Consider the following 23677-nt stretch of genomic DNA (forward strand, 5'->3'; position numbering starts at 1 on the left):
CGATGCGACGAGAGGCGATCTGGCGATCAGACGACGAAGGCGCTCGTTGCGGATGGGTCGGTCGTCGCCGGCTGTCACCGTGTGTGGTCGCAGCGCATCTGCGATGGCCTGACGTAAGCACCGCGGCGCGCGGATTCGAGGATGGCTTCGACGGCGGCTACCGCGGCGACGGCCGGGCCGGGTGGTGCGGGGTTCTCGCCCTGGCCGGCGATGAGGTCGACGAAGCGGCGGGCCGGTTCGCCGGCCCGGTATGGCGGCTCGTGCTGGCTGTGCTCGCGTGCGACGCGCGTGCCGTCGGCCCGGAAGAGGACGGCCTCGCCCCGGAACAGGTCGTGGTCGATCGCGCCGTCGGCGCCCAGGTAGCGGATGTGCTGGCGCACTGGGACGCCGTCGGGTGTGCGTCCGCTGGAGCAGGCCGTCGCTGTCGCGCCGCCGGACAGGCGCAGGATCGCGGCGTCGTCGACGTCGACCCCGTGGCCGTGGCCCTCGGTGAAGGCGGCGACGGTGGTGATCTCCTCGCCCGTCACCCAGCAGAGCATGCCGAGGGCGTGGGTGAGCTGCGTGCGGGCCTGACCGCCGCCGTGCTCGGCGCCGTAGGTTCCGCCGCTGTACAACCGTGCGGCCCGGGACGAGTACTCGACGGTCACCTGCAGCAGCGGGCCGATGCGGTGCCGGACGGCGTCGCGGACGAACGCGGCCACGTCCTCGAACTGGTGCGTGTACCCGACGACGAGGTGCACGCCGGCGTCGTCGGCGGCCCGCGCCATGGCGGCGGCGTCGGCGAATGACAGCGCCAGTGGCTTCTCCACCAGCACGTGGAGACCGCGGGCGAGGCAGGCCATGACCACTGAATGATGGGTGTCGTGGGGCGTCGCGACGACCACGGCGTCGACATCGGCGAGCAGCACCGCGAGGTCCGGGTACGACGTCGTGCCGAATGCGGCCGCGGCCTCGGCGGCGCGGTCCGGGTCCCGATCGACGACGCCGGTGAGCCGGGCGCCCGGATGCCCGGCCAGGGCGGGCAGGTGGTGCGACGTCGCCCACCAACCGGCGCCGACGACACCGACCCGAACCGGCGCCGGGCTCACGACGTTCCCATGGCGAAGCCGATCGCCGCGGGGTCGACACCCACGCCGGGATCGGATGACGGCCGGGGCACCGTGGGCTGTCGGGCGACACCCGCCATGACCTCGGCCAGGGCGCCTGGCGGCGCCGCGGCGAGCAGGTGCAGGGCCCACGGCTGGGTGCCGGAGGCGTGCGGAGCGAAGACGACTCCGTGCTCGGCGGCCAACTCGGCGAGGGTGCGCGCGACCGTGAGCCCGCCGCACCAGGTGACGTCGCACTGCAGGACGTCGACGGCGCGCGCGGTGATGAGGGCGGCGCCGGCACGCAGGCCGAAGGTGTGCTCGCCGCCCGCGATGCGCACGGGCCCGCACCGGGCCCGCAGCTCGGCGTGGCCGGCGACGTCGTCGGGCGCGAGCGGCTCCTCGATCCAGTCCAGCCCGTGCGGCGCGGCCGCGGCCGCGAACCGGGTGGCATACGGCACGTCCCAGGACATGAAGCAGTCGACCGACACACCGACGCCGGCGGGCAGTGCGGACCGGACCTCGGCCACGCGCTCGACGTTGCGGCCGAACCCCGCAGCGCCGTCGGCCGGGCCGTAGGCCATCGGCACCTTGACCGTGTGAGCGCCGTCGAGCAACTCCGGTTCCAGTCCGGCGGCGGCAGCGGGGTCGGCACAGGTCACGTAGTACGGCAGCGGGCCGTCGCGGCCGCCGAGCAAGCGGAACAGCGGGAGGCCGGCCGCGCGGGCGGCGAGATCCCACAGCGCGAGCTCACAGGCTCCCACTGCCATCTCGGTGGTACCGCCCGCGGCGTACGGTGCCGCAGCACGGCGCAGGATGGCGACTGTGCGGGACGGCTCGAGGGCCGGAGTCCCGACGAGCAGGCCGGCGAGGTGGCGGGCTATGAGCGCCTCGGCCACCATGCCGCCGCGGGTCTGTCCGATGCCGTACAGGGCGGGGTCGTCGGTGCGGATCAGGACCCACACGAGATCCGCGCCGGGGCCGCGCCACGTCGACCGCTGCTCGGCGTGCTCAGGGAACCAGCCCAGCGGCGTGGAGATGCGCTGCCGGTCCAGCCAGGCCGGCGACGAGAAGGGCGCCACGCGCGTCTCGACGGCGGTGACCAGCGGCCCGGGATGGAGTCCCATCAGCCCCTCACCCCGCTGGCGAAGCCCGGGATGATGTGCATCCGCAAGAGGAAGTACACGGCGAGGAAGGGTCCGATGCGTGTCTGATGACGGGACATGATGCTCCTCGAAGCGTTCGACGACTCGGGGGGCCGGCGGCCGGGACTGCTCAGCCGTCCGTCGTCGGCGATGTCCCGTGCGGGGCGAACGCGATGATGATCTTGGAGGCGTCGTCGTCGCCGGCGGCCAGACCGCGGAACTGGTCGGCCGCCTCGTCCACCGGGGCGACGCGCGAGACGAGCCGGGCCAGGAGGTCGTCGTGGGCGCCCGCCCACGCTGCCGTCTCCGCGAACTCTCCGTGGGTGTAGCAGAAGGCGCCAACGAGCGCGCGCTCCTCGGTGGACAGCCCGTATGCCGCGACCTCGAGGTGCGGCGAGCCCATCCCGACGAGCACACACCGGCCGCCCCGGGCGCACGCGTCGATGGCGCCAGTGACCGAGCGCCCGGTCCCCACGGCGTCGATCACGACCGGAACGCCGGCACCCGCGGTGAGATCGCGCGCCGCGGCGACCACGTCGTCCGACCGTGGATCGAGCGGCTGGGCGCCCAGATCCGCCGCGAGCTTCCGGCGGGCGTCCTGCGGCTCACTGACCAGCACGGTGTCCGCGCCGAGCCGGTGGGCGGCGAGGACGGCGGCCTGACCGATCGGCCCGGCACCGATGACGAGGACGACATCGCCCGCGCGCACCCCGCCGCGGTTGGCGGCGTGCATCCCCACCGCCAGCGGCTCGACCAGCGCGCCGTGCTCCACGGCCGCCTGCGTGGACCATGGCACGAGGTTGTCCGCCGGCGCCACCATGAAGTCGGCGAACGCGCTGCTGATGGTGGGGTCGACACCGATGACGCGGCGCCGCGGGCAGAGGTGGGCATCGCCGGCGGCGCACGCCTGGCACTCCCGGCACGCCAGCAGCGGGTTGACCGTGACGGCGCTGCCCGGGGTCGGCGCACCGTCGGGCACCGGGCCGCCGTACTCGACGACATGGCCGACCGTCTCGTGTCCCATCACTTGGCCGGGGTGCCGGCGCTGGTTCTCGCCGGTGTATCCGTGCAGGTCCGATCCGCAGATGCCGGTGGCCGCGATCGCCACCAACGCCTCACCCGGCCCGGGCCGCGGCGCCGGACGCCGCTGCACGGTCAGCTGCCCGTAGTCCTCGAGTACCAGCGCTCGCATGGTCGCAGGGACCGTGTTCGCGGTCGTCATGTCGGATACCCTTCTCCTGGGATGCGGCGATTGGCGATGAGCTCGCGGTACCACGCGGCGGAGTCCTTCGGCGTGCGCTCGAGCGTCTGGTAGTCGACGTGGACGATCCCGAATCGTTTCGCGTATCCCCGGGCCCACTCGAAGTTGTCGAGGAGAGACCACACCTGATAGCCACGGACATCGACGCCGCGAGCCATCGCACGGTGCACCGCTACGAGATGCCGGCGCAGGTAGTCGATGCGTTCGGCGTCGGCGACCCTGGATCGGCCGGCCGCGTCGACGGTGAGGACGTCGTCGTACGCCGCACCGTTCTCGGTGATCATCAGTGGCAGCCCCGGATAGCGGTGCGCGACCGACACGAGCAGCTCCTCGAGCCCGGACGGGTCGATGGCCCACCCCATGGCGGTGTACGGCCCCGGCTGCGGCACGAACTCGACCTCGTCGGCGCTCACCCAAGGGGAGGCGTCGTCGTCGGTCGTGTCGTCCGCCGCGCCGTCCCAGGCTCGATGGCCGAGGCCGGTGCCGGTGCGCAGCCGAACCCGGCTGGTGGAGTAGTAGTTGATCCCCAGCACGTCCAGCGGCTGGTTGATCAGTGCTTCGTCGCCGTCCCGGACGAAGGCCCAGTCGGTCACGCCGGCGGTGTCTGCCATGACGTCGGAGGGATACCGGCCGTGGAGCATCGGTTCGAGGAAGATCCGGTTCGCCAGTCCGTCGATGCGCCGGACCGCTTCGGCGTCGCCGCGGACGACCTGGAGGTTGAGGGTGACGGAGACGCGAGTGCGGGCGCCGGCGACATCGCGGAGCGCTCGAGCGGCCAGGCCGTGGGCGAGGTTCAGGTGATGTGTCGCGGCCAGTGCTGCCGCGGGCTCTCGGCGCCCGGGTGCGTGGGCTCCGGCGGCATAGCCGAGGAACGCCGAGCACCAGGGCTCGTTGAGGGTCGTCCACGTGTCGATCCGGTCTCCGAGGCGGCTTCCCACGTGTCCGGCGTATTCCTCGAACGCGTAGGCGGTGTCGCGCCGTGCCCAGCCGCCGTCGTCTTCCAGCGCCTGTGGAAGGTCCCAGTGGTACAAGGTGGCGATCGGCCGGATGCCGCGCTCGAGCAGGCCGTCGACCAGGCGGTCGTAGAAGGCGAGGCTCGCCCCGTTGACCCGTCCGGTGCCGGTGGGCAGCACCCGCGGCCAGGCGATGGAGAAGCGGTACGCCTGGAGACCCAAGCTGGTCATGAGGTCCAGGTCCTGCTCGACTCGGTGGTAGTGGTCGGCCGCGACGTCGCCGGTATCGCCGTTGACGACTGCGCCCGGTGTGTGCGAGAACGTGTCCCAGATCGACGGGCCTCGCCCGTCTTCGCGGACGGCGCCTTCGATCTGATACGCCGCGGTGGCGGACCCGAACACGAAGTCGGCCGGAAAGGCGAGCCCGTATTCACGGTAGTCGTCGGCCGTGGTCCGTTCCGTCGCTGTCTGCCTCATCGGCTCAATGCCTCCTCGTGGTATTGCTCGTCGTCACTGCGGGATCCGGCCGAGGCGGCCCAGGCCTCGACGTCATCGGAGCTCAGCCGGCCGTCGGCGATCAGGAGCTGGAACGATCTCGTCAACGGGGCGGCCCGACGGACGACACGGGGCCGGTCCCAGGCCAAGGCGGCGCCGACGGCCGGATAATCGCGATGGCGCACGAACCACGGATCGCCGTGGGCGTCACGTGCACGAAAGACCACCGTGGCCGGCCGGCCGGCGAATCGGCCCGACCACAACAGCCAGTCCGATCGTCGCCCGTGGACCGCGTCCTCGCCCGTCGCACCGTCCCGGTTCCGGATGAGGACGTCGTCGCAGGCCGGGAAGCGCCAGAAGAACCCGCCATAGCCCGCGCCGGGTCTGCCGCTCGCGCCGGGCGAAGCGAGCCTGGCCGAAGGCGCCGCCGGCGTCAGAGTGAACTCGAATGTCAGCTGCCATCCCAATGCCTCGACGGGACACCAGGACAGGAGGCGGCTCTCATACAGCAGCACCGATTCCGACGCACGCCATTCGAGCCGCTGCGCCAGCCGGCCCGGTCCGATCTCGATGCCGGCGGTGAACACGCGGCCGTGGTTGTTCTGCCACACGTAGCCGGCAGGACGCCGGTAGGTGCGGCCGCCCCAGAAGTTCGCACCGTCGACGTCCGTTATGCCCACGCTCACCCCGACGTGCCAGTCGTGGTCAGCGGGATGAGCGGTGCTCAGCAGCACGCCGCCCAGGGTGCGGACACGGTCGAGGAACGGTCTCGGGCTGGATGCCGGGGCGGCTCCCATGCCGTCGAGGAGGTGGGCCACGTGCTGTCCGGCGATCCGGAGGGTGGCCAGCCGGCTGTCGGCGCGTGGAGCGGCCCATGGCGCGCCCAGTTCCCGGAAGGTCGCGTGCCGCCTGGCTGCCACGGTGGCGAGGCCGACGATGCCGGGCGGCACGGGCACGCCGTCGTTGGTCCGCGCCGCGTCGACGGCGATCGGCGGTGGCGCCGTGCGCACCGCCTCCATCACGGCCATGAACGCGCCGGTGGCCTCCAGCGGGGCGACCAGCGCGGTGCCGTGCTCGCGGTGGTCGAGCAGGTTGCCGAGCAAGTCGGTTCGGCCGCAGAGTCGCGTGCCGCGCGAGGTCACGACGCGGTCGCTGGTGTAGTCGAACTCGGCGTCGCCGCCGGGACCTGACACCGTCACCACGGGTGGGCGCTGCTCGGGGGCGCACAGCGTGAGGGCGCAGGTGACCACGGCCCCGCCCGCGGTGCGGATGCGTACCACGGACGTGTCGTCGGCCTCGATGTCGTTAGCACGATACTGGTCGAGATCGATCGTGCCGATATCGTCGACGCCGCGTGCCCCGGCGATGCGCAACGCCGTCACGACGGCGTGCGCCAGCGGGTTCGTCACGACACCGTCGACCACATCCACGCCGGCCAGCCGCCGCCGGCCGGCCCACTCCGACCGCCGCCAATAGGACCGGTCGCGCCGCCACAGCCCGACCGCGCCGACAGCCGTAACCGGGCCGAGACCGAACGCGTCGCGGTCGAACTCCGCCAGGGCGTGCGATCCCAAGCTCTGGAAGCCGACCTGCACGGCCCGTCTCTCCGCACGGGCGAGTTCGCGAATCCGGTGGAAGTCGGCCAGCCGGGCGAACGGCGGCTTCTCCAGCAGCAGGTCGGCGCCGGCCAGCAGCGCCCGTTCGGCCAGCGCGGCGTGGGTGTGAATCGGGGTGGCGACCACGACCACGTCGATGTCTGGCGTGGCGTCGAGCAGGCTCGCCAGGTCGGCGTGCACCGCCGTCCCCGGTGGCAGGCCCGCGCCGGGCGGGACGGGGTCGGCGACGGCGACGAGGTCGACGCGGTCCCGGGCGGCCAGCAGGCGCCTCAGGTGGAGAGCGCCGTACCCGTGGACGCCCGCGAGGGCGACACGCGGCCGGCTCACGCCCACGCCACCGAGAGCGTCCCAGTGACCCGCTCGAGTAGGTGCCAGCCTCGGTCGTCGACGCGGGGCTGAACCGTTCGGCCACCGACGGAGAACCGGGCGTCGACACTGCGCGGCAGCACGACGCCGAGCCTCGCCTCGACCAGCCCGGTCACCTGCAGAGCCCGCCGCATCCCGTACGGGAACGGGGCGGCCTCGCGGCATGACAGCACACCTGCCGCCTCCTGGTCGACGAAAACCCGGGCCTCGCCGTGGTACGACCGGCCGAACTGGTACTCCGCGATGCCGGACTCATACCAGGCGTCGTGGTGGGTGAGCAGCGGCGCGCCCATGGGCAGGCGCAGCCGGACGCGGGTCGTCGTGTCGGCCAAGTAGCCGCTGAGCCAGTAGGCGCCGGCGTGCCGGTGCCACGACTGCACAGCGGTCCGCGACCGCGCGGTGCGGCGCCAGAAGCCCAATCGGTAGCCGAAGACTGAGGTCAGGCTGCGTATCAGTGCTCCGGGGTCGACGTAATTGGCGGGGTCGAGCGGGACCGGACTGGGGAGGCCGTTGTGGTCGACCGCAGCCTCTGTGAACGGCGCAGATCCGCGTATCCACGCGACCCGGGCCGTGCCGCGCAGGGTCGCCGCAGCCGCGTACACGCGCGAGGTCGTGCCGTCGGACACCGAGGCCAGGACGTCGGTGCCCGGCGGGCGGCCGGTGAGTATGGTCGTGACGGGTCCGCCGGACACTACGGCCGCATGGTGCAGTGACACGGGGGCACCCCCGCTGTCGATGTGATCGGCCGGCAGTTCCGTGGTCAGACTGAGATCACCATCGACGCCCTCGGCTTCCGTGAGCCCGAGCATCGCGGCGAATCGTGTCCCTGCGCGCCTCAGCGGGCCATAGGCCAGGACGCTGACCTCAGCCGCGACCAGGGCGTCCCAGCACTCGTCGGTGAGGGCACGGGTCGGCGCAACGAGCACGCGGTCGTTGAGCGCACCATGGCGCAGGGCGGCCGCAAGATTCGACGTCGACACGACTGTGTTCAGCGGCAGGCCGGCGTTGATCGCCGCGGTGACGTACCAATCCTCGGAGAACGGCTCCGCGACTGTGCGGGGGTCCGTGCGAAGATCGTGGTGGTACTCCGTGAAGGGGTAGAGCCAGACGAACGGCCCGGCGGCGTCCGGCGGTGTCTCCAGTGCCTCCAGGACATGGGTGGCCACCTCCCGCCCGGTGCGCGGGTCGAGCTCCCCGGACTCCGTGTCCACCGTGAGGAACTGAACGTCGCCCGCCGTGCTCACCTGGCCGTTGGCATCGATGCGTGCCACGCTCAGCGGCAGATGGATGTCGAATGGCTCGCGCCGATAGAAGTCGCGCCAGGGGTTTTGCCAAAACCACGGGTCGTTGACGTAGTACCGGAACATGAATCCACTGGTCGGGACCTCGGCTATGCGTGAGAGGTAACCCGACATCTCGATCCCGAAGTCGTCGTTCAGCGGTCCCCACGGCGAGTTGGGCGGTGGGTTACGGAACCTCCCGATCCGGTAGATCTCGTCGGCCGGGACCGCGTCGCCGCCGATGTCGATCCCGACAGTGAAGTTCGTGCCGCGGACCTCGATCGGATGGCGGCATTCGGTCGTGAGGTCACGCCAGAAGCCGAGCATGTCGTCGCGAACGGCGGCCGCACGTTCGGAGCGGAACCGGTGTCCGTCGAAGACGGCTCCGAGCGGGGTCCATGGGAAGGCACTGAATCCGAAACCGTTGGACAGCCACAGGTAGTCGAACCCCATGGCCTCGAGATAGGCGCTGCTCTGCCTCCCGAGAAAGGTGCCGAAGGACGTCCCGGCGGCGATACCGCGCGGGAACCCGGCGTAGCCGCGTGTGTCCGGTTCGAGGACGGACGCCGCGTTCACCATCTGGATCATCGGAGCGAGCCCGTCGTCGCTCGCCCGGCCGAGGATCTCCGGGTGACGGCGGTACTTGAAGTCGGAACGAGCGAACTCGGGGCCGGCATCGAAGGTGGCGCCGACGGTCAGCGGGCGGCCGGTGAGGCGGGCGCCCACTGCCTTGACGGTGCGGACCACGCGCCTGACGTCGGCATACGTCAGTGCCGGGACGTCGGCCCGATAGGGGACCGCCGCGCGGTCCTCGGTGACGTTGTGCCCGTAGGGCCTCGCCTCGGTGTTGTTGAAGCCCACCGTGCTGGCCCAGTCGATCGCCCTCCCGGGGTCACCGTCCCACTCGAGGATCTCGCTGCCGTCGGCCACCCACAACAGGACGGCGACGGAGTCGGCGGCGTCGATCAACGGCTCCCACTGCCGGAAGACGGTGGCGCACGTCTCGTCCAGATCGTGCTGCTTCCAGCTGGGGAACGGCTTGAGCGACAGCTCCAGTCCCATGCGGCTGATCGGACGTGAGCCGCCCGAGCCGCGGTCGCGACGACATGCCACTGCAGCCTCCTGGTCCCTCGATCTGCGACGCGCGGGGGACGCTAGCATTTGATGGAAGGTTCCATCAAGCGCAAACGTCTGCCGGCCGAGCTCGGCGGGCATCCTTGGAGGTCATCGATGGACCGTTCCATCGAGGTGCACCGGTTCGCCGCGCCCAGCGGACAGCTCGTGCGGTTCCAGGCGCGCCGGCGAACGCCGCGCGACGCGCCGCTGGCGATATTCCTGCACGGCCGCAACGGCACGGTGGACGACCGCGCCGACACTGCGTGGCTGACTGAGCTCAACGAGGACGGCTGGGTCGTTGCCGGTGGCCAGCTGTACGGCAACCACTGGGGCGGGCCCCGGAGCGCCGCCGGGCTGTCGGAGCTCCTCGCCACCGCCGGTCGATTCACGACGGCGCCGGTGGTACTCCTCATCGGCGGCAGCATGGGCGCGCTCGCGGCGCTGAACTGGATCCGGTTCGGGGATCGCCCCGTGACCGGGGCATACCTGGTGCAGCCGTGTTGCAGCTTGAGTGACCGCTGGGACAACGATTCGGATCACCGGGCCGAGATCGACATCGCCTATGCCGGCGACGATCCGCGCCCGTGGGATCCGATGCACGCCGATGCCGGCGAGTTCTCCGCCGCCGTGCGCTACCGGTTCGTGTCGTCCCCGGGTGACTCCCTCATCCGGCCCGAAGCCCACGCCGCGCCGATGGCCGATCGGCTGGCGTCGATCACTCCGCGGGAGATCTCGACCCTGCACGTGTCAGGCGGCCACGGCGACCCGTCGCACTTCGACGCCGCCGATCTGGCGGCCTTCGCCGGGCGGTGCCTCGTAGGCGTCGGTGCCCGCCCGCGCTGACGCGGGCCACGCCGGCAGCCCTTGTCGTCTCACGTTGTCTGGTATAACGTTCCATCACTCAAACGTTCCATCACCGAAAGGCACTGGTCACATGACGCCTCGCATCCTGCTTCGTGCGTCCTGGCAGACGGCGAACATCGGCGACGTCGCACACGCGCCGGGCGGGATCCAGGCCATCCAAAGAGCCGCGCCGGATGCCGAGATCGTCCTCTGGCCGGTCTGGCTCGACGAACGAGAGCGTGCGATGCTCGCCGCCCACCTGCCGGAGGTGACCATCGTCGAAGGCGGAATCGACGCCGGCGGGTGCCCCGACTCCGCGGCGCTGCAGGCCGAGTTCGACGCCGCGGACCTGCTCGTCCACGGGTCCGGTCCCAGCCCTCTTCGCGCCGGCGACGTTCGCGCCTGGCGCACAGTCACCGGCAAGCCGTATGGCTTCCTCGGCGTCACGTTCGACCCGTTCGACCCGCCGCAGCAGGCGACTCTGCCTGAGCTGGAGCTGATGATCGGCCAGTTGCCGCCTGTCTATCTCGACGCCGGCCTGCGCGACCTTCTCGATCACGCCGCGTTCGTGTACTGCCGCGACTCGTTGTCGCTGGCGTACCTCCGCGCTCAGGGCGTCCGGTCAGACGTGTTGGAGCTCGGGCCCGACGCGACATTCGCCTGCGATGTCGTCGACCACGAGGCCGCGGCCGCCACCATGGCCGAGTTCGGCCTGGCCGAGGGGCGGTTCGCGTGCGTGATCCCGGCCGTCCGATGGACGCCGTACTACCGGCTGCGCGGGTTCGCGCCCGGTCAGGAGCATTGGCGCCGCGACGCGGTCAACGCCCTCTACACCGAGGCGGACATGGCACCGCTGCGCGAGGGCATCGTGGCCTGGGTCCGGCGTACAGGATGCCCGGTGCTGATCGTGCCGGAGATGGTCCATGAGGTCGAGCTGGGGTTGCGCTACCTCGCATCCGGATATCCGGACGACGTCCAGCCCTTCGTGCACCACCTGCCGAGATTCTGGCCACTCGAGGAGGCGGCGGGCGTCTATGCGAGGGCCGCTGCCGTGTTCGGCCACGAGTGCCACTCGCCGATCATCGCCTCGTCGTACGGGACACCGGGGCTGTACGTGCGGGAACCGTGCGACACGGTCAAGGGGCGAATGTACGCCGACCTCGGCCTCCCGCACGCACAGGTGGAGGTCACCGATGGCGCCGCGGCTGTCGTCGGCTGGGTCGAGCGCGTGATCGACGACCCCGCCGGCATGCGCGCCGTCACTCGTGCGGGCAACGAACGCGCGCGTGCGCTCCTGAGTGAGGCGGCCACCGTGGTCACGAAGGCGGCGGAGGACGGAGCCGTGTCGTGGCGGCGGTAGCGCCGGAGCGAACGCGGCTCGCCACCGCGGCCGGCGCGCCCACTCGCCGGCGCCGCCGCCGGAACTGGACGCTCGCCGTGTTCGCGATGCCGGGCCTCGCGGTCGTCCTCGCGTTCCACTACTACCCCCTGGTCGGCAACGTCATCGCGTTCAAGGACTACCTGCCGTTCGTCGGGATCTGGGACTCGCCGTGGGTGGGGTGGGACAACTTCGGCGTCATCGTCGACGGCGACGCGCGGTTCTGGAACGCGGTCTCGAACACGCTCGTGATCACGGCCGTGCAAACCGTGTTCGTCTTCCCGCTGCCGATCGTGCTGGCCCTTCTGCTGAACTCATTGCTCTCGGAACGGCTCAAGCGGATCGTCCAGTCGATCACCTACCTGCCGCACTTCCTCTCCTGGGTGATCATCGTCGCCATCTTCCAGACGGTCTTCGGGGGCGCGGGGTCGATCAGTGCCTTCCTCCGGCAGCACGGGTACGACGGGCTGAACATCATCGGCAACGCCGACGCGTTCATCGCGTTGATCACCGCGCAGGTCATGTGGAAGGACACCGGCTGGGCGGCGATCCTGTTCCTGGCCGCGCTCTCTCAGATCGACACCGAGCTCTACGAGGCCTCGGCGGTCGACGGCGCCGGCCGCTGGCGGCAGATGTGGCACGTCACCCTGCCCGGGCTGCGAGGCATCATCGTCCTGCTCTTCATTCTGCAGCTCGGAAGCTCCCTGACGGTGGGATTCGAGCAGCTCATCCTGCAGCAGCCGGCCGTCGGGCTACGCGCCTCGGAAGTCCTCGACACCTACGTCTACAACCAGGGCGTGGTCGGCGGCAACTGGGGCGAAGCCACCGCCGTCGGTCTCGTCAAGGGCCTCATCGGCGTCGTCCTCGTTCTGGGTGCCAACAAGATCGCCCACTGGCTCGGAGAGGCTGGGGTGTACCGCAGATGAACTCGATCACCATCGGCCGCGGGCACCGGAAGCCCGGCCCGCGGCGAGGAACGGGCATCCGCAACGGCCAGGTTCCTCCGCACCCGCTGATGCGTGCGGTCAAGGGCGTGGTGCTCACGCTCGTCTGCCTCGCGATCATCCTGCCGTTCGTCGGCATCGTGTCCACCTCCGTGGCCCCGAGCGACCAGGTGACGCAGGCCGGGGGGTTCGTGTTCTGGCCGGACAGCGTCGACTTCTCCGCGTACGACACGATCTTCGCCGGCGGCGTCGTCACCAGAGCCCTGCAGGTCAGCGTGTTCGTCACCGTGGTCGGCACGGCGCTCGCCCTCACGGCGACCGCACTGCTCGCCTACGCATTGGCGCGGCCAGGCATGCCGGGACGGTCGATCGCGCTCATCCTCGTGCTGCTCACCCTGCTGTTCCACCCGGGCATGATCCCGACGTACCTGGCGGTGAAGGACTTCGGACTGCTGGACACCGTCTGGGCCATGATCGTCCCCACGATGGTCAGCGGCTTCAACGTCATCGTGATGCGGGCGTTCTTCATGGCCATCCCCGCCGAGCTGACCGACGCCGCCACCATCGACGGAGCTGGGGAGTGGCAGATCTTCCGGCGTATCGTCCTGCCGCTGTCGAAGGCGATCCTCGCCGTCATCGGGCTGTTCTACGCCGTCGGGTACTGGAACTCCTTCTTCACCGCCTTGTTGTACCTGCGCGACTCCAGCCTGTGGCCGCTCCAGCTCATCCTGCGGACATACGTCGTCAACGACACGCCGCTCGCCCAGGCGGACCTGAACGTCGAGGTCATCCCGGCGCAAGGCTCGATCCAGATGGCCGTGCTGGTCATCTCCGTCGTCCCGATCGTGCTCGTCTACCCGTTCCTGCAGAAGCACTTCGCGAAAGGCGTGCTCACCGGAGCCGTCAAGGGCTGAACCACATCACGTCGTCTCAAAGGAGAGTCATGTCCACAGCTCGTTCCATCAGCCGGCGCTCGTTGCTCCTCGGTGGCGCCGGGCTGACCCTCGGCATCGGCGTCCTCGCCGCCTGCTCGACCGGCACGCCCGGCAGCACCCGGCCAACCTCCGGCGGCGCAGGCAGCACCGATTTCGACTTGCCGGTCCACCGCCCATTCAACGGGCCGGCGCCCGACCTGCCCGGCACCCCGGACGGGGTGAACCCGGGCTTCCTCCGCTACCCCGAGGTGCGCAATCTCGTCCGCACGGTTCCGGAGCCGCCGGGAGACGGCCGCCCGGTGACCGCGATGACCCCGAACTGGGCACCCGCGCGCCCGGCCATGAACGAGAACTCCTTCTGGCAGTACCTCAACAGCCAACTGGGTTCCGACCTCGACGTCCAGCTGGTGCCAGGCGCCGACTACGCCAACGTGTTCTCCACGACCGTGGCCAGCGGCGAGCTGCCGGACCTGTTCACCCTCTACCGGGCTCCGCGGCTGCCGGAACTGCTCGAGGCCGAGGCCGTCGACCTGACCGACCATCTCGCCGGCGACGCCATCGCGGCATACCCCAACCTCGCCAACATCCCCACCGAAGCGTGGCGGTTCAGCGTCTACAACGGCCGCATCCGCACGATTCCGCTGTGGCGTGGGCTGCGAACGTCGAACGTGCTGTTCCAGCGAACCGATCTGCTCGAGGCCGCCGGACTGCCCACCGAGTTCTCCGACTTCGACGAGTTCCTCGACGTCGCCAGGGAGATCAGCGATCCCGCGCACAACCGCTGGGCGTTCGCGAACTTCCCGATGGAGTTCCTCCGCCAATGCCTGGGCATCGACAACCGGTGGACCCACGACGGCGAGGACTTCGTCAGCTACTGGGCCGATGAACGGCAGGCAGACTTCTTCGAGGCCGGCCGGAAGCTGATGGACGCCGGCGTGGTGCACCCCGACGCCTTCACCGGCGCCGGTCACAAGGAGCGCTTCATGAGTGGCGAATCGGTGTTCGCCGCCGACGGCATGTCCGCCTGGGCCGCCTACTATCAGAACGTCGCGTCGAGCTTCCCCGACGTGGCCGGTACGTTCAAGATCGACGGCACCAGAGTATTCGATTTCGCCGACGGCTACGACGGCGCGCCATGGCGGGGCGCCGATGTCCTCGAACAATGCGGCATCGGCAACGGAGCGCAGGACCGGATCGAGACCGTCCTCGCCGTCGCGAACTACCTCGCCGCGCCCATCGGCTCGGTCGAGAAGCTGGCGTCCTGGTATGGCAAGGAAGGCGACCACTTCACGATCGAGAACGGGGAGCCGGCCCGGACCGAGACCGGTAACGTCGAGTGGCTCAACCTCGGTCTGCTGATGAACGCGCCGTTCGAAGTCGAGGCGCCCGGATTCCCGGACGCCGTGAGCGTCCAGCACGCGTTCCAGACGTACCTGAACTCCGATGCCAAGCGGAACCCCGCCGACGGGCTCTACGTGGAGTCCCTGGTGGCGAACGGCGGAAGCCTCGACATCACCATGACCGACCTGACGAACGAGATACTCCAGGGCCGTCAGGACGCCGGCGCCTGGCGGACGGCAGTCGACGACTACCAGCTCAACGGCGGCGAGGAGATCGCCCTCGAGCTCGCCGAGGTCTACGCGGCGACCAGGTCATGAGCCGTATCGAGTGGGCACATCCCGGTTGCCGCCTGGCGGCGTTAGTGTGGCAGCCATGGTGACGTTGAAGGACCTGGCGGAGCGGGCAGGGGTCTCGGTATCGCTCGTCTCCGCCGTCCTCAACGACAACAAGCATGTGCGAATGAGCGAGAAGACGCGCGAGCGGGTCCTCGCCGAGATCAGGAAGGCCAATTACGTCCCCAACCACGCCGCGCGCAGCCTGCGGCTGTCGCGGACGAACCTCCTCGCGGTGATCATTCCGGAGATCAGCAGACCGATCTTCGAGCCGCTCTTGCGGGGCATCTACGCCGGCGCCGAGGAGTTCGGTTACGCCGTGCTCCTCGGCGATGCCGCGCAGCTGGTGTCGGGCTCGCAGCTGGTCGAGCGCATCCTCGGGCAGGGCCAGGTCGACGGCACGATCGTCCGCCACTCGGCCACCCTCGACCAGCGGATCATCACCGAGCTCAGCCGGCGCCAGGCGCCGCTGCTCGTCCTCGACCACGTCGACCTGCCCGGATTCCACTGGGTCGCCCTCGACGAGACCGAGGGCGCGGCCGTGGGCGTCCGTCACCTCATCGAGCTCGGCCACCGCGACATCGCATTCCTGGGCGGCGTCGCGGAGTTCAGCGGAACGAAGCGGCGTCTCGCCGGGTTCCGGCAGGCGATGACGGACGCAGGACTCGAGGTCCGGGAGGACTGGATCATGTTCTGTGTGCAGGACCCGGAGGCCGGGTACCGTCTGGCCGCCGAATTCCTGTCTCGCGACAGCCTGCCGTCGGCGATCTTCGTCAACAACATCGTCACCGCTCGCGGCGTGGTCGCGGCGGCAGGCGACCTCGGCGTGCGGGTGCCCGACGATCTGTCCTTGGTCGCCTTCCACGACGTGCCGTTCGCCGATGTCGAGCGGCCCGCGATCACGACGGTCGCCATGCCGATGCACAAGCTCGGCCTCGAGGGCATCCGGATGTTCGAGCGGCTCCGGCAAGGCGAGAAGGTCGAACCTCTGATGATCACCGATCCCGCGCCGCGGCTGATCGTGCGGGCGTCGACCCGGGCCGTCAACGGCCGGTGAACGCGAGCCATGGGCGGCGCGATCCAGGCCGCCCATGGCCCTGCACGATCGGTCAGCGGTGGCCGAGACGCGAGGTCGTCGCGGCTCGCAGGACCGCCGACCGCTCGCTCGGTTCGAGCAGGCCGCTGGAGTGCCACTCACGACACACGGTGGTGACCTTGCGCAGGAACGCGGATCGGCTGGCGAACGGCTGCCCGGGGTCGACCGCGTCGAGGAAGGTCGTTCCGTCGGACGTCGATCGGTTCGGCACGCCGGAGTCCGTCGTCCCGAAGATGATCGTGGCGTCGCGGTAACCGTCGGGCCGCAGGTCGAGCACGCCGATGGTCAAGCCCCCGGTGTAGGGACTGGCCGGGTCCGACTCGTTCCACAGCACGTACCGGCCATCCGGTGAGAAGATCGGATGCGCGTGCCGCGGATGTGCGGAGCCCTGGTACGCCGGATCGACCAGTACGGTCAATGCATTGTCCTTCGCCAGGTCGACCAGCTGGAGCTTGCCCGCCGGTCGCCCACCGTCGTCGACCACCACGTACCGGCCGTCACGCGAGATGTCGCAGTGGACGAAGTTCCCCGTGGCGAGTAGTTCTGGCTCGCGCCCGTCGAAGAAGCCCCGCCACAGGCTGTGGCCGCCCTCGTAGTTGATGACGACGACCGAGTTCGAGTCCCAGGCGGCGCGCTCGTGCGAGAGGCGGAGCACGGTGCCGTCAGAGAGGATCTGCGGCACGATGTTGGCGCCGGTCGGCTGGTGAACCGGGTGGTAGCCCCAGACCCGCTCCTTGTGCAGGGTGCTGTCGCCCTCGCGGGTAAAGATGATCCACTCCGGGTCGTGCGGCGAGAAGTGCACGTGGTTGAGGGTCTTCTGCTGGTCGGCGCGAACGTCCCACGCACCCGTCGCGAGGTCGATCTCGACCACCTTGGAGTGCTGGTCGCCGGGGATGCCGGGATCGTCGGCCGGACCACACAGCACGCTCAGGGCCAGCTTCGTCGCGTACCGGTTGATCGACGCCGAGTCGTCGGCGTATTTGATCCCGCCGAGTGCCGCCGGGATCTGCCAGACGACTTCCCATGTCGCACTGCCGGTGGTCAGGAACTCCTGCACGTCCAGCGCCCACACGCGGGGCGCCACCCCGTCGATCTGGGCCTGGTTCTGTGATTCGGCCTGGATCAGCAGACCGGAGGCGTAGTGGACGTCCCAGTAGCCGCCGATGATGCGGCGGCCATGGGGCCCGGCCGGCAGCGGGATGGTCTCGCCTGACTCCAGGTGGCACAGATGCAGGTGGTTCGTGGTGTCGGTGCTACCGGTGATCCGCTTGCGGATCACCAGATGACGACCCTGGTCGAGAAATCCGTTGTGATGCGGGTACGTCGCATAGCCGGTCATCGGGAAGTCCCACAGGAACCGGACGGGATACGAGGTCTCGGCGGCTCCGGCGGCGCGGGGCGAAGCGCCTACGGCCAGCGCGAGCGCGCCGGCCCCGGCAGCGGCCAAGAACCCGCGCCGGCTCAGCGTCTCGACACGTGTACGGGCGGCGGCCGGCGTGGAGTGCAACGACATCGGTGCTCCTCTCAGTGCTATATCGTTCCATCGATGGTGATGGAACGATATAGCACCGATGTCGATCTGCCTAGTCCCCGGCTCACGGGCGTTCTCACGCCGCAGAACGCGCGGACGCGGCGAGCTGGGCCGCTCGCCCCACCGAACCTGCCTGCGGGGACGGGCTGAGCCGGCGGCACGGCGTGCACGGATGCGGCGCGGTCGATACTCCGAGCGGTCGAGCTCCAGGCGCACGGTGGCCACCGGGGCCGCCGCCGACCCTCGAGTTCCGCCGAAGGGTGTGACGGCACACCCCGGGGTGGTCCGCTCGATCCGAAGGACGCGCGCTGAGGGTACGCTCTGGCCATATGTCCAGGTCGACGCGTGCACCGTCCATCACGGACGTCGCGCGACTCGCGGGCGTGTCGGTGCCGACGGTGTCGCGGGTGATCACCGGCTCCGTCCCGGTCAGCCAGGAGCGGACCGACCGCGTCCTGGCGGCCATCCGTGAGCTGGGGTATCGCCCGAACGGCGCCGCTCGGGCGTTGGTGACGGGCCGGCAGTCGGTCATCGCGGTGCTGGCCAGCAACACCACCCGCTACGGCTACGCCACCACGCTGCAGGGCATCGAGGAAGCCGCCCGGCTGGCCGGCTTCATCGTGATGATCACGGTCATCGAGACCGACGAGCCCGGGGCGGTCCAGGCGGCCGTCGACCTCGCCCTGAGCCATCCCGTCGCCGGCGTCGTCGTGCTGAAGTTCGACCCGCCGGGCGCGGCCGCGCTGCACCGCCTGCCCGAAGCTCTGCCGGTGGTGGCGGCCTCAGGCGGGCGCGGCGACGGCGTGCCGCACGCGGTCCTCGACGACACCGCCGGCGCCACGGCGGCGACCGAGTACCTGCTCGGGCTCGGTCACCGGACGGTGCACTACGTCGCGGTCCCGACGTCGGGGCGCCGGGCCGGCCGGGCCACCGGCTGGAAGCGGGCGCTGACCCGGGCCGGCGTCGACGTGCCGCCGGTGCTGGACGCGGGCTGGGAGCCGGAGCGCGCCTACGAGATCGGCCGCGAGCTGGGCGGACGCGACGACGTCACCGCCGTGTTGTGCGGCAACGACGAGTTGGCCATGGGCCTGATGCGCGGCCTGCACGAGGCCGGTCGCCGGGTGCCCGCCGACATCAGCGTGGTGGGCTTCGACGGCCACCCCATGGGCCGGTTCTGGACGCCGGCGCTCACCACGGTCGAGCAGGACTTCGCCGATCTCGGCCGGCGCTCGTTCGCCCTGCTCGGCGAGCTGCTCGGCACGGGCCACACCGCCAAGACGTCGTCGTCGGCGGCCCGGCTCGTGGTGCGCGAGAGCAGCGGACCTCCGCCGGTCGCCGGCTGATCCACCGCCGCGCTGGTCGGCCGTGGACCTCTTGACTGCGATTCTGAAAACGTTATCATCGGCGGAACGCCTGCTCCTGTGAGCGTTAACAGCACCGAGGAAGGCCGATGCCGATGACGTCGCAGCCCGTGAGCGTCGTGTGGGGACACGACGCCCTGACCGTGGTCCTGGCCGCCGAACCCGGCGGGCCGGTGCGGCTCACCCGGATCGAGCCGGCCGCGCTCGAGTCGGCCGCGCCGGAGCCGGCCGCGATGGAGCCGGCCGCGCCGGGACCCACCCAGCCGCTCGTCGAGCTGCTGGTCGCGGGGGAGGGCGGCACGTGGTCGGGCCCGCGGCAGATCGAGAGCACGGTCGGCGCGCGGCTGCGCTATGCCGGGCACCGCGAACACCGGGCGGGCGGCTGGACGACGCTCGAGGTCGACCAGGTCGACGACCGCGCCGGGCTGCTGGTCACCGCGGTGCTGCGCTCACCGCTCGGGGTGGCGGCGATCCAGGCGACGACGACGGTCCGGGTCACCGGGGCCGAGCCGGTGACCCTGCACGCGGTCAGCTCACTGGCCACCGGCGCGTTCCGTCCGGGCCGGGGCGGCGCCGACGGCATCGACGTCCTCTGGGCGGAGAACGACTGGCTGGCGGAGGGACGGTGGCAGCGGCGGCCGCTGCGGGAGCGCCGCCTGCCCGACGTGGACCTCACCGCGCACGGCCAGAACCCGCGGGGCGCGCTGGTGGTCGCGAGCCACGGATCGTGGTCGTCCGGGGAGTACCTGCCGGCCGGCGCGCTGCTCGACACCGCGAGCGGACGGGCCTGGGCGTTCCAGATCGAGCACAACGGCGCCTGGCGATGGGAGGTGGGGGAGCGGCTCGACGGCGTCTACCTCGCCCTGCACGGACCCGGCGACGCCGACCACCAGTGGCGGCACACGCTGGAGCCGGGTCAGGAGTTCGGCAGCGTCCCGGCCGCGCTGGCCGTCGGCGACGGCGGACCGGAGGCGGCGGTGGCGGCGCTGACGGCGTACCGGCGGGCGATCGTCCGGCCGCACCCGGACCGCCGGACGCTGCCCGTCGTCTTCAACGACTACATGAACACCCTCGACGGCGACCCCACCACCGAGCGGCTGCTCCCGTTGGTCGACGCCGCGGCGCGCGCCGGCGCGGAGTACTTCTGCATCGACGCCGGCTGGTACGACGAGGACGGCACGTGGTGGGACAGCGTCGGCGCGTGGGAGCCGTCGGCGACCCGCTTCCCGAACGGTCTGGGCGAGGTGGTCGACGCGATCCGCGCTGCCGGCATGCGGCCCGGCCTGTGGCTGGAGCCCGAGGTCGTCGGGGTGCGCAGCCCACTGGCCGACAGCCTGCCGCCGGACGCGTTCTTCCAGCGCGACGGGCGCCGCCAGGCCGAGAACGGCCGGTACCACCTCGACCTGCGCCACCCCGCCGCGGTGGCCCACCTGGACGCCACGGTCGACCGGCTGGTCGAGGAGTTCGGGATCGGCTACTTCAAGCTCGACTACAACATCAACCCCGGCGCCGGCACCGACGCCAAGGCCGACGCCCCCGGCGCCGGGCTGCTGGCGCACAACCGCGCCCACCTGCGCTGGCTCGAGGGCGTGCTGGACCGTCACCCGGGCCTGGTTCTGGAGAACTGCGGCTCCGGTGGCATGCGCATCGACTACGCGCTGCTCGCGCGGCTGCAGCTGCAGTCGACCAGCGACCAGCAGAACCCGCTGCGCTATCCGCCGATCGCCGCGGCGGCGCCGATGGCGGTGCTGCCCGAACAGTCGGCGAACTGGGCGTATCCGCAGCCGGAGATGTCCGACGAGGAGATCGCGTTCACCATGACGACCGGGCTGCTCGGGCGCCTCTATCTCTCCGGCCACCTGAACCGGATGACGGCGGACCAGTTCGCGCTGGTCCGCGACGGCGTCGACGCGTACCGGGAGATGCGGACGGGCGTGGCCGCGGCGGTGCCGTTCTGGCCGCTCGGCCTGCCCGGCTGGACCGACGGCTGGATCGCGCTCGGCCTGCGCGCCGGCGGGGACAGCCTCCTGGCCGTGTGGCGGCGGCCGGGTGCGGGCGCCGTCACCGACCTCCCGCTGCCGCACCTGCGGGGCACCACCCCCGAGATCGACGTGCTCTATCCGCGCCGGCTGCCGGCCTGGCGGCAGGCGTGGGACGCGGACGCCGGCGTCCTCCGCCTGCAGGGCGAGCCGGCTCCGTCAGCTCGTGTGTTCCGCCTGCGTGACACCCGACCGATCCGTACGAACCGAGGACGAGGAGAGGCTCGATGAAGAGATCCCTGACCTTCGTGGCGGCGCTGATCGCCGTGACCCTGACCGCCACGGCCTGCAGCGACCCCGCGTCCGGACCGTCGGGAGAGGACGGCGGGGGCGGCGAGACGGCCGGCGGCGACGCCGCGTGGCCGGATCCGGCCGGTGACCTCGACGGCGTCGAGCTGACCATCTGGGCGGCGCAGAACAGCACCACCGTTCCGGAGCAGGTGGTGGCCGCGTTCGAGGAGGAGACCGGCGCGTCGGTCGAGGTCGTCACGATCCCGGACCCGTACGAGCAGGGCATCCAGACCCGGGTCGCCACCGGGGACATGCCGGACCTGGCGTTCTGGCAGCCGACGGCGTCGATGCTCACCGCCATCAACGCGCGCACCAACCTGCAGCCGCTGGACGGCGCACCGTGGATCGAGGAGCTCGCGCCGGAGCTCCAGGACATGACCGGCATCCTCGACGGCACCCGCTACGCCGCGCTGATCACCAGCCCGGCCGTCGAAGGCGTCTACTACAACAAGCAGGTCTTCGCCGCCAACGGCATCACCGAGCCGCCGTCGGACTTCGCCGAGATGATCGAGATCGCCCGGCAGCTCGACGCGGCGGGCGTCACCCCGTTCTACGAGATGGGCGGCGACCGCTGGGCCACCCAGTGGTGGGTGCAGGTGCAGCTGGCCGACGCCGCCGCCGACGGGTTCTGGGACCGCGTCAACGCCGGTGAGGAGACGTTCGAGAGCCCCGTCGTGCTCGACGCCATCACCACCTACCAGAGCCTGGTGCAGGAGGGCCTGTTCAACGACGACATCGTCACGGCCACGTTCGAGGACCAGGGCGACGCGCTGCTGGCCGGCGAGGCCGCGATGGTCATGCAGGTCAACTCGTTCTTCGGCCAGCTCCAGGCCAAGGCCGACACCGCCACGCTCGACGAGACCATCGGGTTCTTCCCGATCTCGCCGTCGGGCAACGTCGGCACCTTCATCCCGGACCAGAGCAACGCGCTGGTCGCGTTCCGCACCGGGGACGCCGAGCGCGAGGCGGCGGCGCGACAGCTGCTCGCGTACTGGATGGGGCCCGGCTACGCCGACTTCGTCGAGGACCGGCAGACCGTCTCGCTGAAGCCGGACGTGCCCAGCCCCGACGGCGTCCCGCAGGCGCTGCTGGACGTGCACGCGTCGCTGGCCGACGCCGTCGGCTCGATGCAGGCGCTCGCCGTCGCCAACCCCGACCTCTACCTCAACCTCGCCGACATGCTCGCAGGGACGATGACGCCGGAGCAGGTGGCGGCGGCCACCCAGGACCAGTTCGAGCAGCTGGCCCAGGCGGCCGGGGTCGGAGGATGACCGCCGATGGCGCACGCCTCCGCTCCCACGGCTGACCGGCGGCGGGAGCGGACCACCCACCCGGGCTGGTTCCTGCTCCCCGCGCTGGTCGTCCTGGCCGTGTTCTTCGTCGTCCCGACGGTCTTCAACTTCGTCTACGCGTTCACGGACTGGTCCAGCTTCAAGAGCGAGATCAACGCCGTCGGGTTCGCGAACTTCACCGCGCTCGCCGAGAACGGCACGCTGTTCTCGTCGCTGCGGATCACGCTCGTGTACGCGGTGCTGGTGGCGATCTTCCAGAACGTCTTCGGGCTCGCGCTGGCCGTGCTGCTCGAGCGCGACACCGCGCTGAACCGGTTCGCCCGGGCGGCGTTCTTCATCCCGGTGCTGATGTCCGCGCTGGCGGTCGGCTACGTCTTCCAGGCGCTGCTGAAGCCGGACGGGGCGCTCAACGACGTGCTGGGGTTCTTCGCCGGCCGCGACGTCACGACGCCCTGGCTGGGCGACACCACCTGGACGATCGTCGTCGTCGCGCTGATCCACGCGTGGAAGTGGATGGGGCTGTCGATGCTCATCTACCTGGCCGGGCTGAAGACGATGCCGGAGGACGTCCTCGAGGCCGCCCGCATGGACGGCGCGCCGGCGTGGAAGGCGTTCTGGACCATCCGCTTCCCGCTGCTGGCGCCCGCGGTGACGTTCAGCGTCGCCACGGCGCTGCTCGGCTCGATGAACGGCTTCGACATCGTCCAGGCGACGACGGAGGGCGGCCCGGCCCGCACCACCGAGATCCTCAACATCTTCATCTACCGCACCTTCGGCCAGGGCCTGTTCGCCCAGGCCACGACGATGAGCCTGGTGCTGTTCCTGATGGTCGCGCTGCTCGCGTTCCCCGTCATCAGGATCCTGCGCCGCAGAGAGGAGATCCTGTGAGCGGGCTGGTGGCCGAGCGCGACCGCGTGGCCGCGCCGGCGGGCGGCGGCGTGGCTCGGCGGCGTGGGCAGCGGCGTGGCCGGCCGTCG

At 71.0% G+C, this 23677-nt stretch carries 17 protein-coding genes; 10 read left to right on the plus strand and 7 right to left on the minus strand.

Annotated features, from left to right (window positions below; all coding sequences use genetic code 11):
- Positions 1-74 precede the first annotated feature (74 nt).
- From DY240_RS00250 to DY240_RS33130, 6 genes are all read right to left on the minus strand, one after another.
- A complete protein-coding gene (locus tag DY240_RS00250) occupies positions 75-1088 on the minus strand; it encodes a Gfo/Idh/MocA family protein (RefSeq protein ID WP_158602677.1) in 1014 nt (337 codons plus the stop codon).
- On the minus strand, positions 1085-2212 hold the full coding sequence (locus DY240_RS00255; RefSeq protein ID WP_119657973.1) for an enolase C-terminal domain-like protein: 1128 nt from the start codon (positions 2210-2212) through the stop codon (positions 1085-1087). Before DY240_RS00255 ends, DY240_RS00250 begins: the two co-directional genes overlap by 4 nt.
- 148 nt (positions 2213-2360) lie before the next feature.
- Complete coding sequence (locus tag DY240_RS00260) at positions 2361-3452, minus strand: zinc-dependent alcohol dehydrogenase (protein WP_199700537.1); 1092 nt, start codon at positions 3450-3452, stop codon at positions 2361-2363.
- The gene (locus DY240_RS00265) at positions 3449-4921 is read right to left on the minus strand and encodes a GH1 family beta-glucosidase (RefSeq protein ID WP_119657974.1); all 1473 of its coding nucleotides are present in this window, start codon (positions 4919-4921) and stop codon (positions 3449-3451) included. The genes DY240_RS00260 and DY240_RS00265 overlap by 4 nt, the downstream gene beginning before the upstream one ends.
- Entirely contained in the window at positions 4918-6888 is a 1971-nt protein-coding gene (locus tag DY240_RS00270; RefSeq protein ID WP_233552552.1) for a DUF6807 family protein, read from the minus strand. The genes DY240_RS00265 and DY240_RS00270 overlap by 4 nt, the downstream gene beginning before the upstream one ends.
- Positions 6879-9416, minus strand: a complete 2538-nt coding sequence (locus DY240_RS33130; RefSeq protein ID WP_233552551.1) for a hypothetical protein — start codon at positions 9414-9416, stop codon at positions 6879-6881. Before DY240_RS33130 ends, DY240_RS00270 begins: the two co-directional genes overlap by 10 nt.
- Here DY240_RS33130 and DY240_RS00275 point away from each other — a divergent pair.
- The 6 genes from DY240_RS00275 (at position 9366) to DY240_RS00300 (ending at position 16147) form a co-directional block, all read left to right on the plus strand.
- A complete protein-coding gene (locus tag DY240_RS00275) occupies positions 9366-10160 on the plus strand; it encodes an alpha/beta fold hydrolase (RefSeq protein ID WP_147375143.1) in 795 nt (264 codons plus the stop codon). The genes DY240_RS33130 and DY240_RS00275 overlap by 51 nt on opposite strands.
- Positions 10144-11520, plus strand: coding sequence for a polysaccharide pyruvyl transferase family protein (locus tag DY240_RS00280; protein WP_147375144.1), 1377 nt, complete (start codon positions 10144-10146; stop codon positions 11518-11520). Before DY240_RS00275 ends, DY240_RS00280 begins: the two co-directional genes overlap by 17 nt.
- Before the next feature lie 86 nt (positions 11521-11606).
- The gene (locus DY240_RS00285) at positions 11607-12464 is read left to right on the plus strand and encodes an ABC transporter permease (protein ID WP_119657986.1); all 858 of its coding nucleotides are present in this window, start codon (positions 11607-11609) and stop codon (positions 12462-12464) included.
- On the plus strand, positions 12461-13396 hold the full coding sequence (locus DY240_RS00290; protein ID WP_199700539.1) for a carbohydrate ABC transporter permease: 936 nt from the start codon (positions 12461-12463) through the stop codon (positions 13394-13396). The genes DY240_RS00285 and DY240_RS00290 overlap by 4 nt, the downstream gene beginning before the upstream one ends.
- Positions 13397-13425: 29 nt before the next feature.
- Positions 13426-15075 carry a type 2 periplasmic-binding domain-containing protein gene (locus tag DY240_RS00295; RefSeq protein WP_119657978.1) on the plus strand — a complete coding sequence of 550 codons (1650 nt, stop codon included), beginning with the start codon at positions 13426-13428 and terminating at the stop codon, positions 15073-15075.
- Positions 15076-15130: 55 nt separating this feature from the next.
- Entirely contained in the window at positions 15131-16147 is a 1017-nt protein-coding gene (locus tag DY240_RS00300) for a LacI family DNA-binding transcriptional regulator (RefSeq protein WP_119657979.1), read from the plus strand.
- A gap of 52 nt (positions 16148-16199) precedes the next feature.
- On the opposite strand, the gene DY240_RS00305 is transcribed toward DY240_RS00300, so the two are convergent.
- On the minus strand, positions 16200-17699 hold the full coding sequence (locus tag DY240_RS00305; RefSeq protein ID WP_119657980.1) for a twin-arginine translocation signal domain-containing protein: 1500 nt from the start codon (positions 17697-17699) through the stop codon (positions 16200-16202).
- 347 nt (positions 17700-18046) lie between these two features.
- On the opposite strand from DY240_RS00305, the gene DY240_RS00310 reads away from it, so the two are divergent.
- From DY240_RS00310 to DY240_RS00325, 4 genes are all read left to right on the plus strand, one after another.
- Positions 18047-19060, plus strand: coding sequence for a LacI family DNA-binding transcriptional regulator (locus tag DY240_RS00310; RefSeq protein WP_119657981.1), 1014 nt, complete (start codon positions 18047-18049; stop codon positions 19058-19060).
- 113 nt (positions 19061-19173) lie between these two features.
- Positions 19174-21348, plus strand: a complete 2175-nt coding sequence (locus DY240_RS00315) for a glycoside hydrolase family 36 protein (RefSeq protein WP_119657988.1) — start codon at positions 19174-19176, stop codon at positions 21346-21348.
- Positions 21345-22679, plus strand: a complete 1335-nt coding sequence (locus tag DY240_RS00320; protein ID WP_119657982.1) for an ABC transporter substrate-binding protein — start codon at positions 21345-21347, stop codon at positions 22677-22679. The genes DY240_RS00315 and DY240_RS00320 overlap by 4 nt, the downstream gene beginning before the upstream one ends.
- 6 nt (positions 22680-22685) lie before the next feature.
- Positions 22686-23588, plus strand: a complete 903-nt coding sequence (locus DY240_RS00325) for a carbohydrate ABC transporter permease (protein ID WP_119657983.1) — start codon at positions 22686-22688, stop codon at positions 23586-23588.
- Positions 23589-23677 lie beyond the last annotated feature (89 nt).

It is taken from the genome of Jiangella rhizosphaerae, from assembly GCF_003579925.1.
Taxonomy (GTDB): domain Bacteria; phylum Actinomycetota; class Actinomycetes; order Jiangellales; family Jiangellaceae; genus Jiangella; species Jiangella rhizosphaerae.

Bases quoted from the DNA above. Each gene is read 5' to 3' on its own strand.
- DY240_RS00260 (WP_199700537.1), bottom strand. From the start codon at position 3,452: ATGACGACCGCGAACACGGTCCCTGCGACCATGCGAGCGCTGGTACTC.
- DY240_RS00295 (WP_119657978.1), top strand. From the start codon at position 13,426: ATGTCCACAGCTCGTTCCATCAGCCGGCGCTCGTTGCTCCTCGGTGGC.
- DY240_RS00255 (WP_119657973.1), bottom strand. From the start codon at position 2,212: ATGGGACTCCATCCCGGGCCGCTGGTCACCGCCGTCGAGACGCGCGTG.
- DY240_RS00310 (WP_119657981.1), top strand. From the start codon at position 18,047: ATGTCCAGGTCGACGCGTGCACCGTCCATCACGGACGTCGCGCGACTC.
- DY240_RS00275 (WP_147375143.1), top strand. From the start codon at position 9,366: ATGGAAGGTTCCATCAAGCGCAAACGTCTGCCGGCCGAGCTCGGCGGG.
- DY240_RS00290 (WP_199700539.1), top strand. From the start codon at position 12,461: ATGAACTCGATCACCATCGGCCGCGGGCACCGGAAGCCCGGCCCGCGG.
- DY240_RS00265 (WP_119657974.1), bottom strand. From the start codon at position 4,921: ATGAGGCAGACAGCGACGGAACGGACCACGGCCGACGACTACCGTGAA.
- DY240_RS33130 (WP_233552551.1), bottom strand. From the start codon at position 9,416: ATGCCCGCCGAGCTCGGCCGGCAGACGTTTGCGCTTGATGGAACCTTC.
- DY240_RS00285 (WP_119657986.1), top strand. From the start codon at position 11,607: ATGCCGGGCCTCGCGGTCGTCCTCGCGTTCCACTACTACCCCCTGGTC.
- DY240_RS00315 (WP_119657988.1), top strand. From the start codon at position 19,174: ATGACGTCGCAGCCCGTGAGCGTCGTGTGGGGACACGACGCCCTGACC.
- DY240_RS00325 (WP_119657983.1), top strand. From the start codon at position 22,686: ATGGCGCACGCCTCCGCTCCCACGGCTGACCGGCGGCGGGAGCGGACC.
- DY240_RS00305 (WP_119657980.1), bottom strand. From the start codon at position 17,699: ATGTCGTTGCACTCCACGCCGGCCGCCGCCCGTACACGTGTCGAGACG.
- DY240_RS00300 (WP_119657979.1), top strand. From the start codon at position 15,131: ATGGTGACGTTGAAGGACCTGGCGGAGCGGGCAGGGGTCTCGGTATCG.
- DY240_RS00320 (WP_119657982.1), top strand. From the start codon at position 21,345: ATGAAGAGATCCCTGACCTTCGTGGCGGCGCTGATCGCCGTGACCCTG.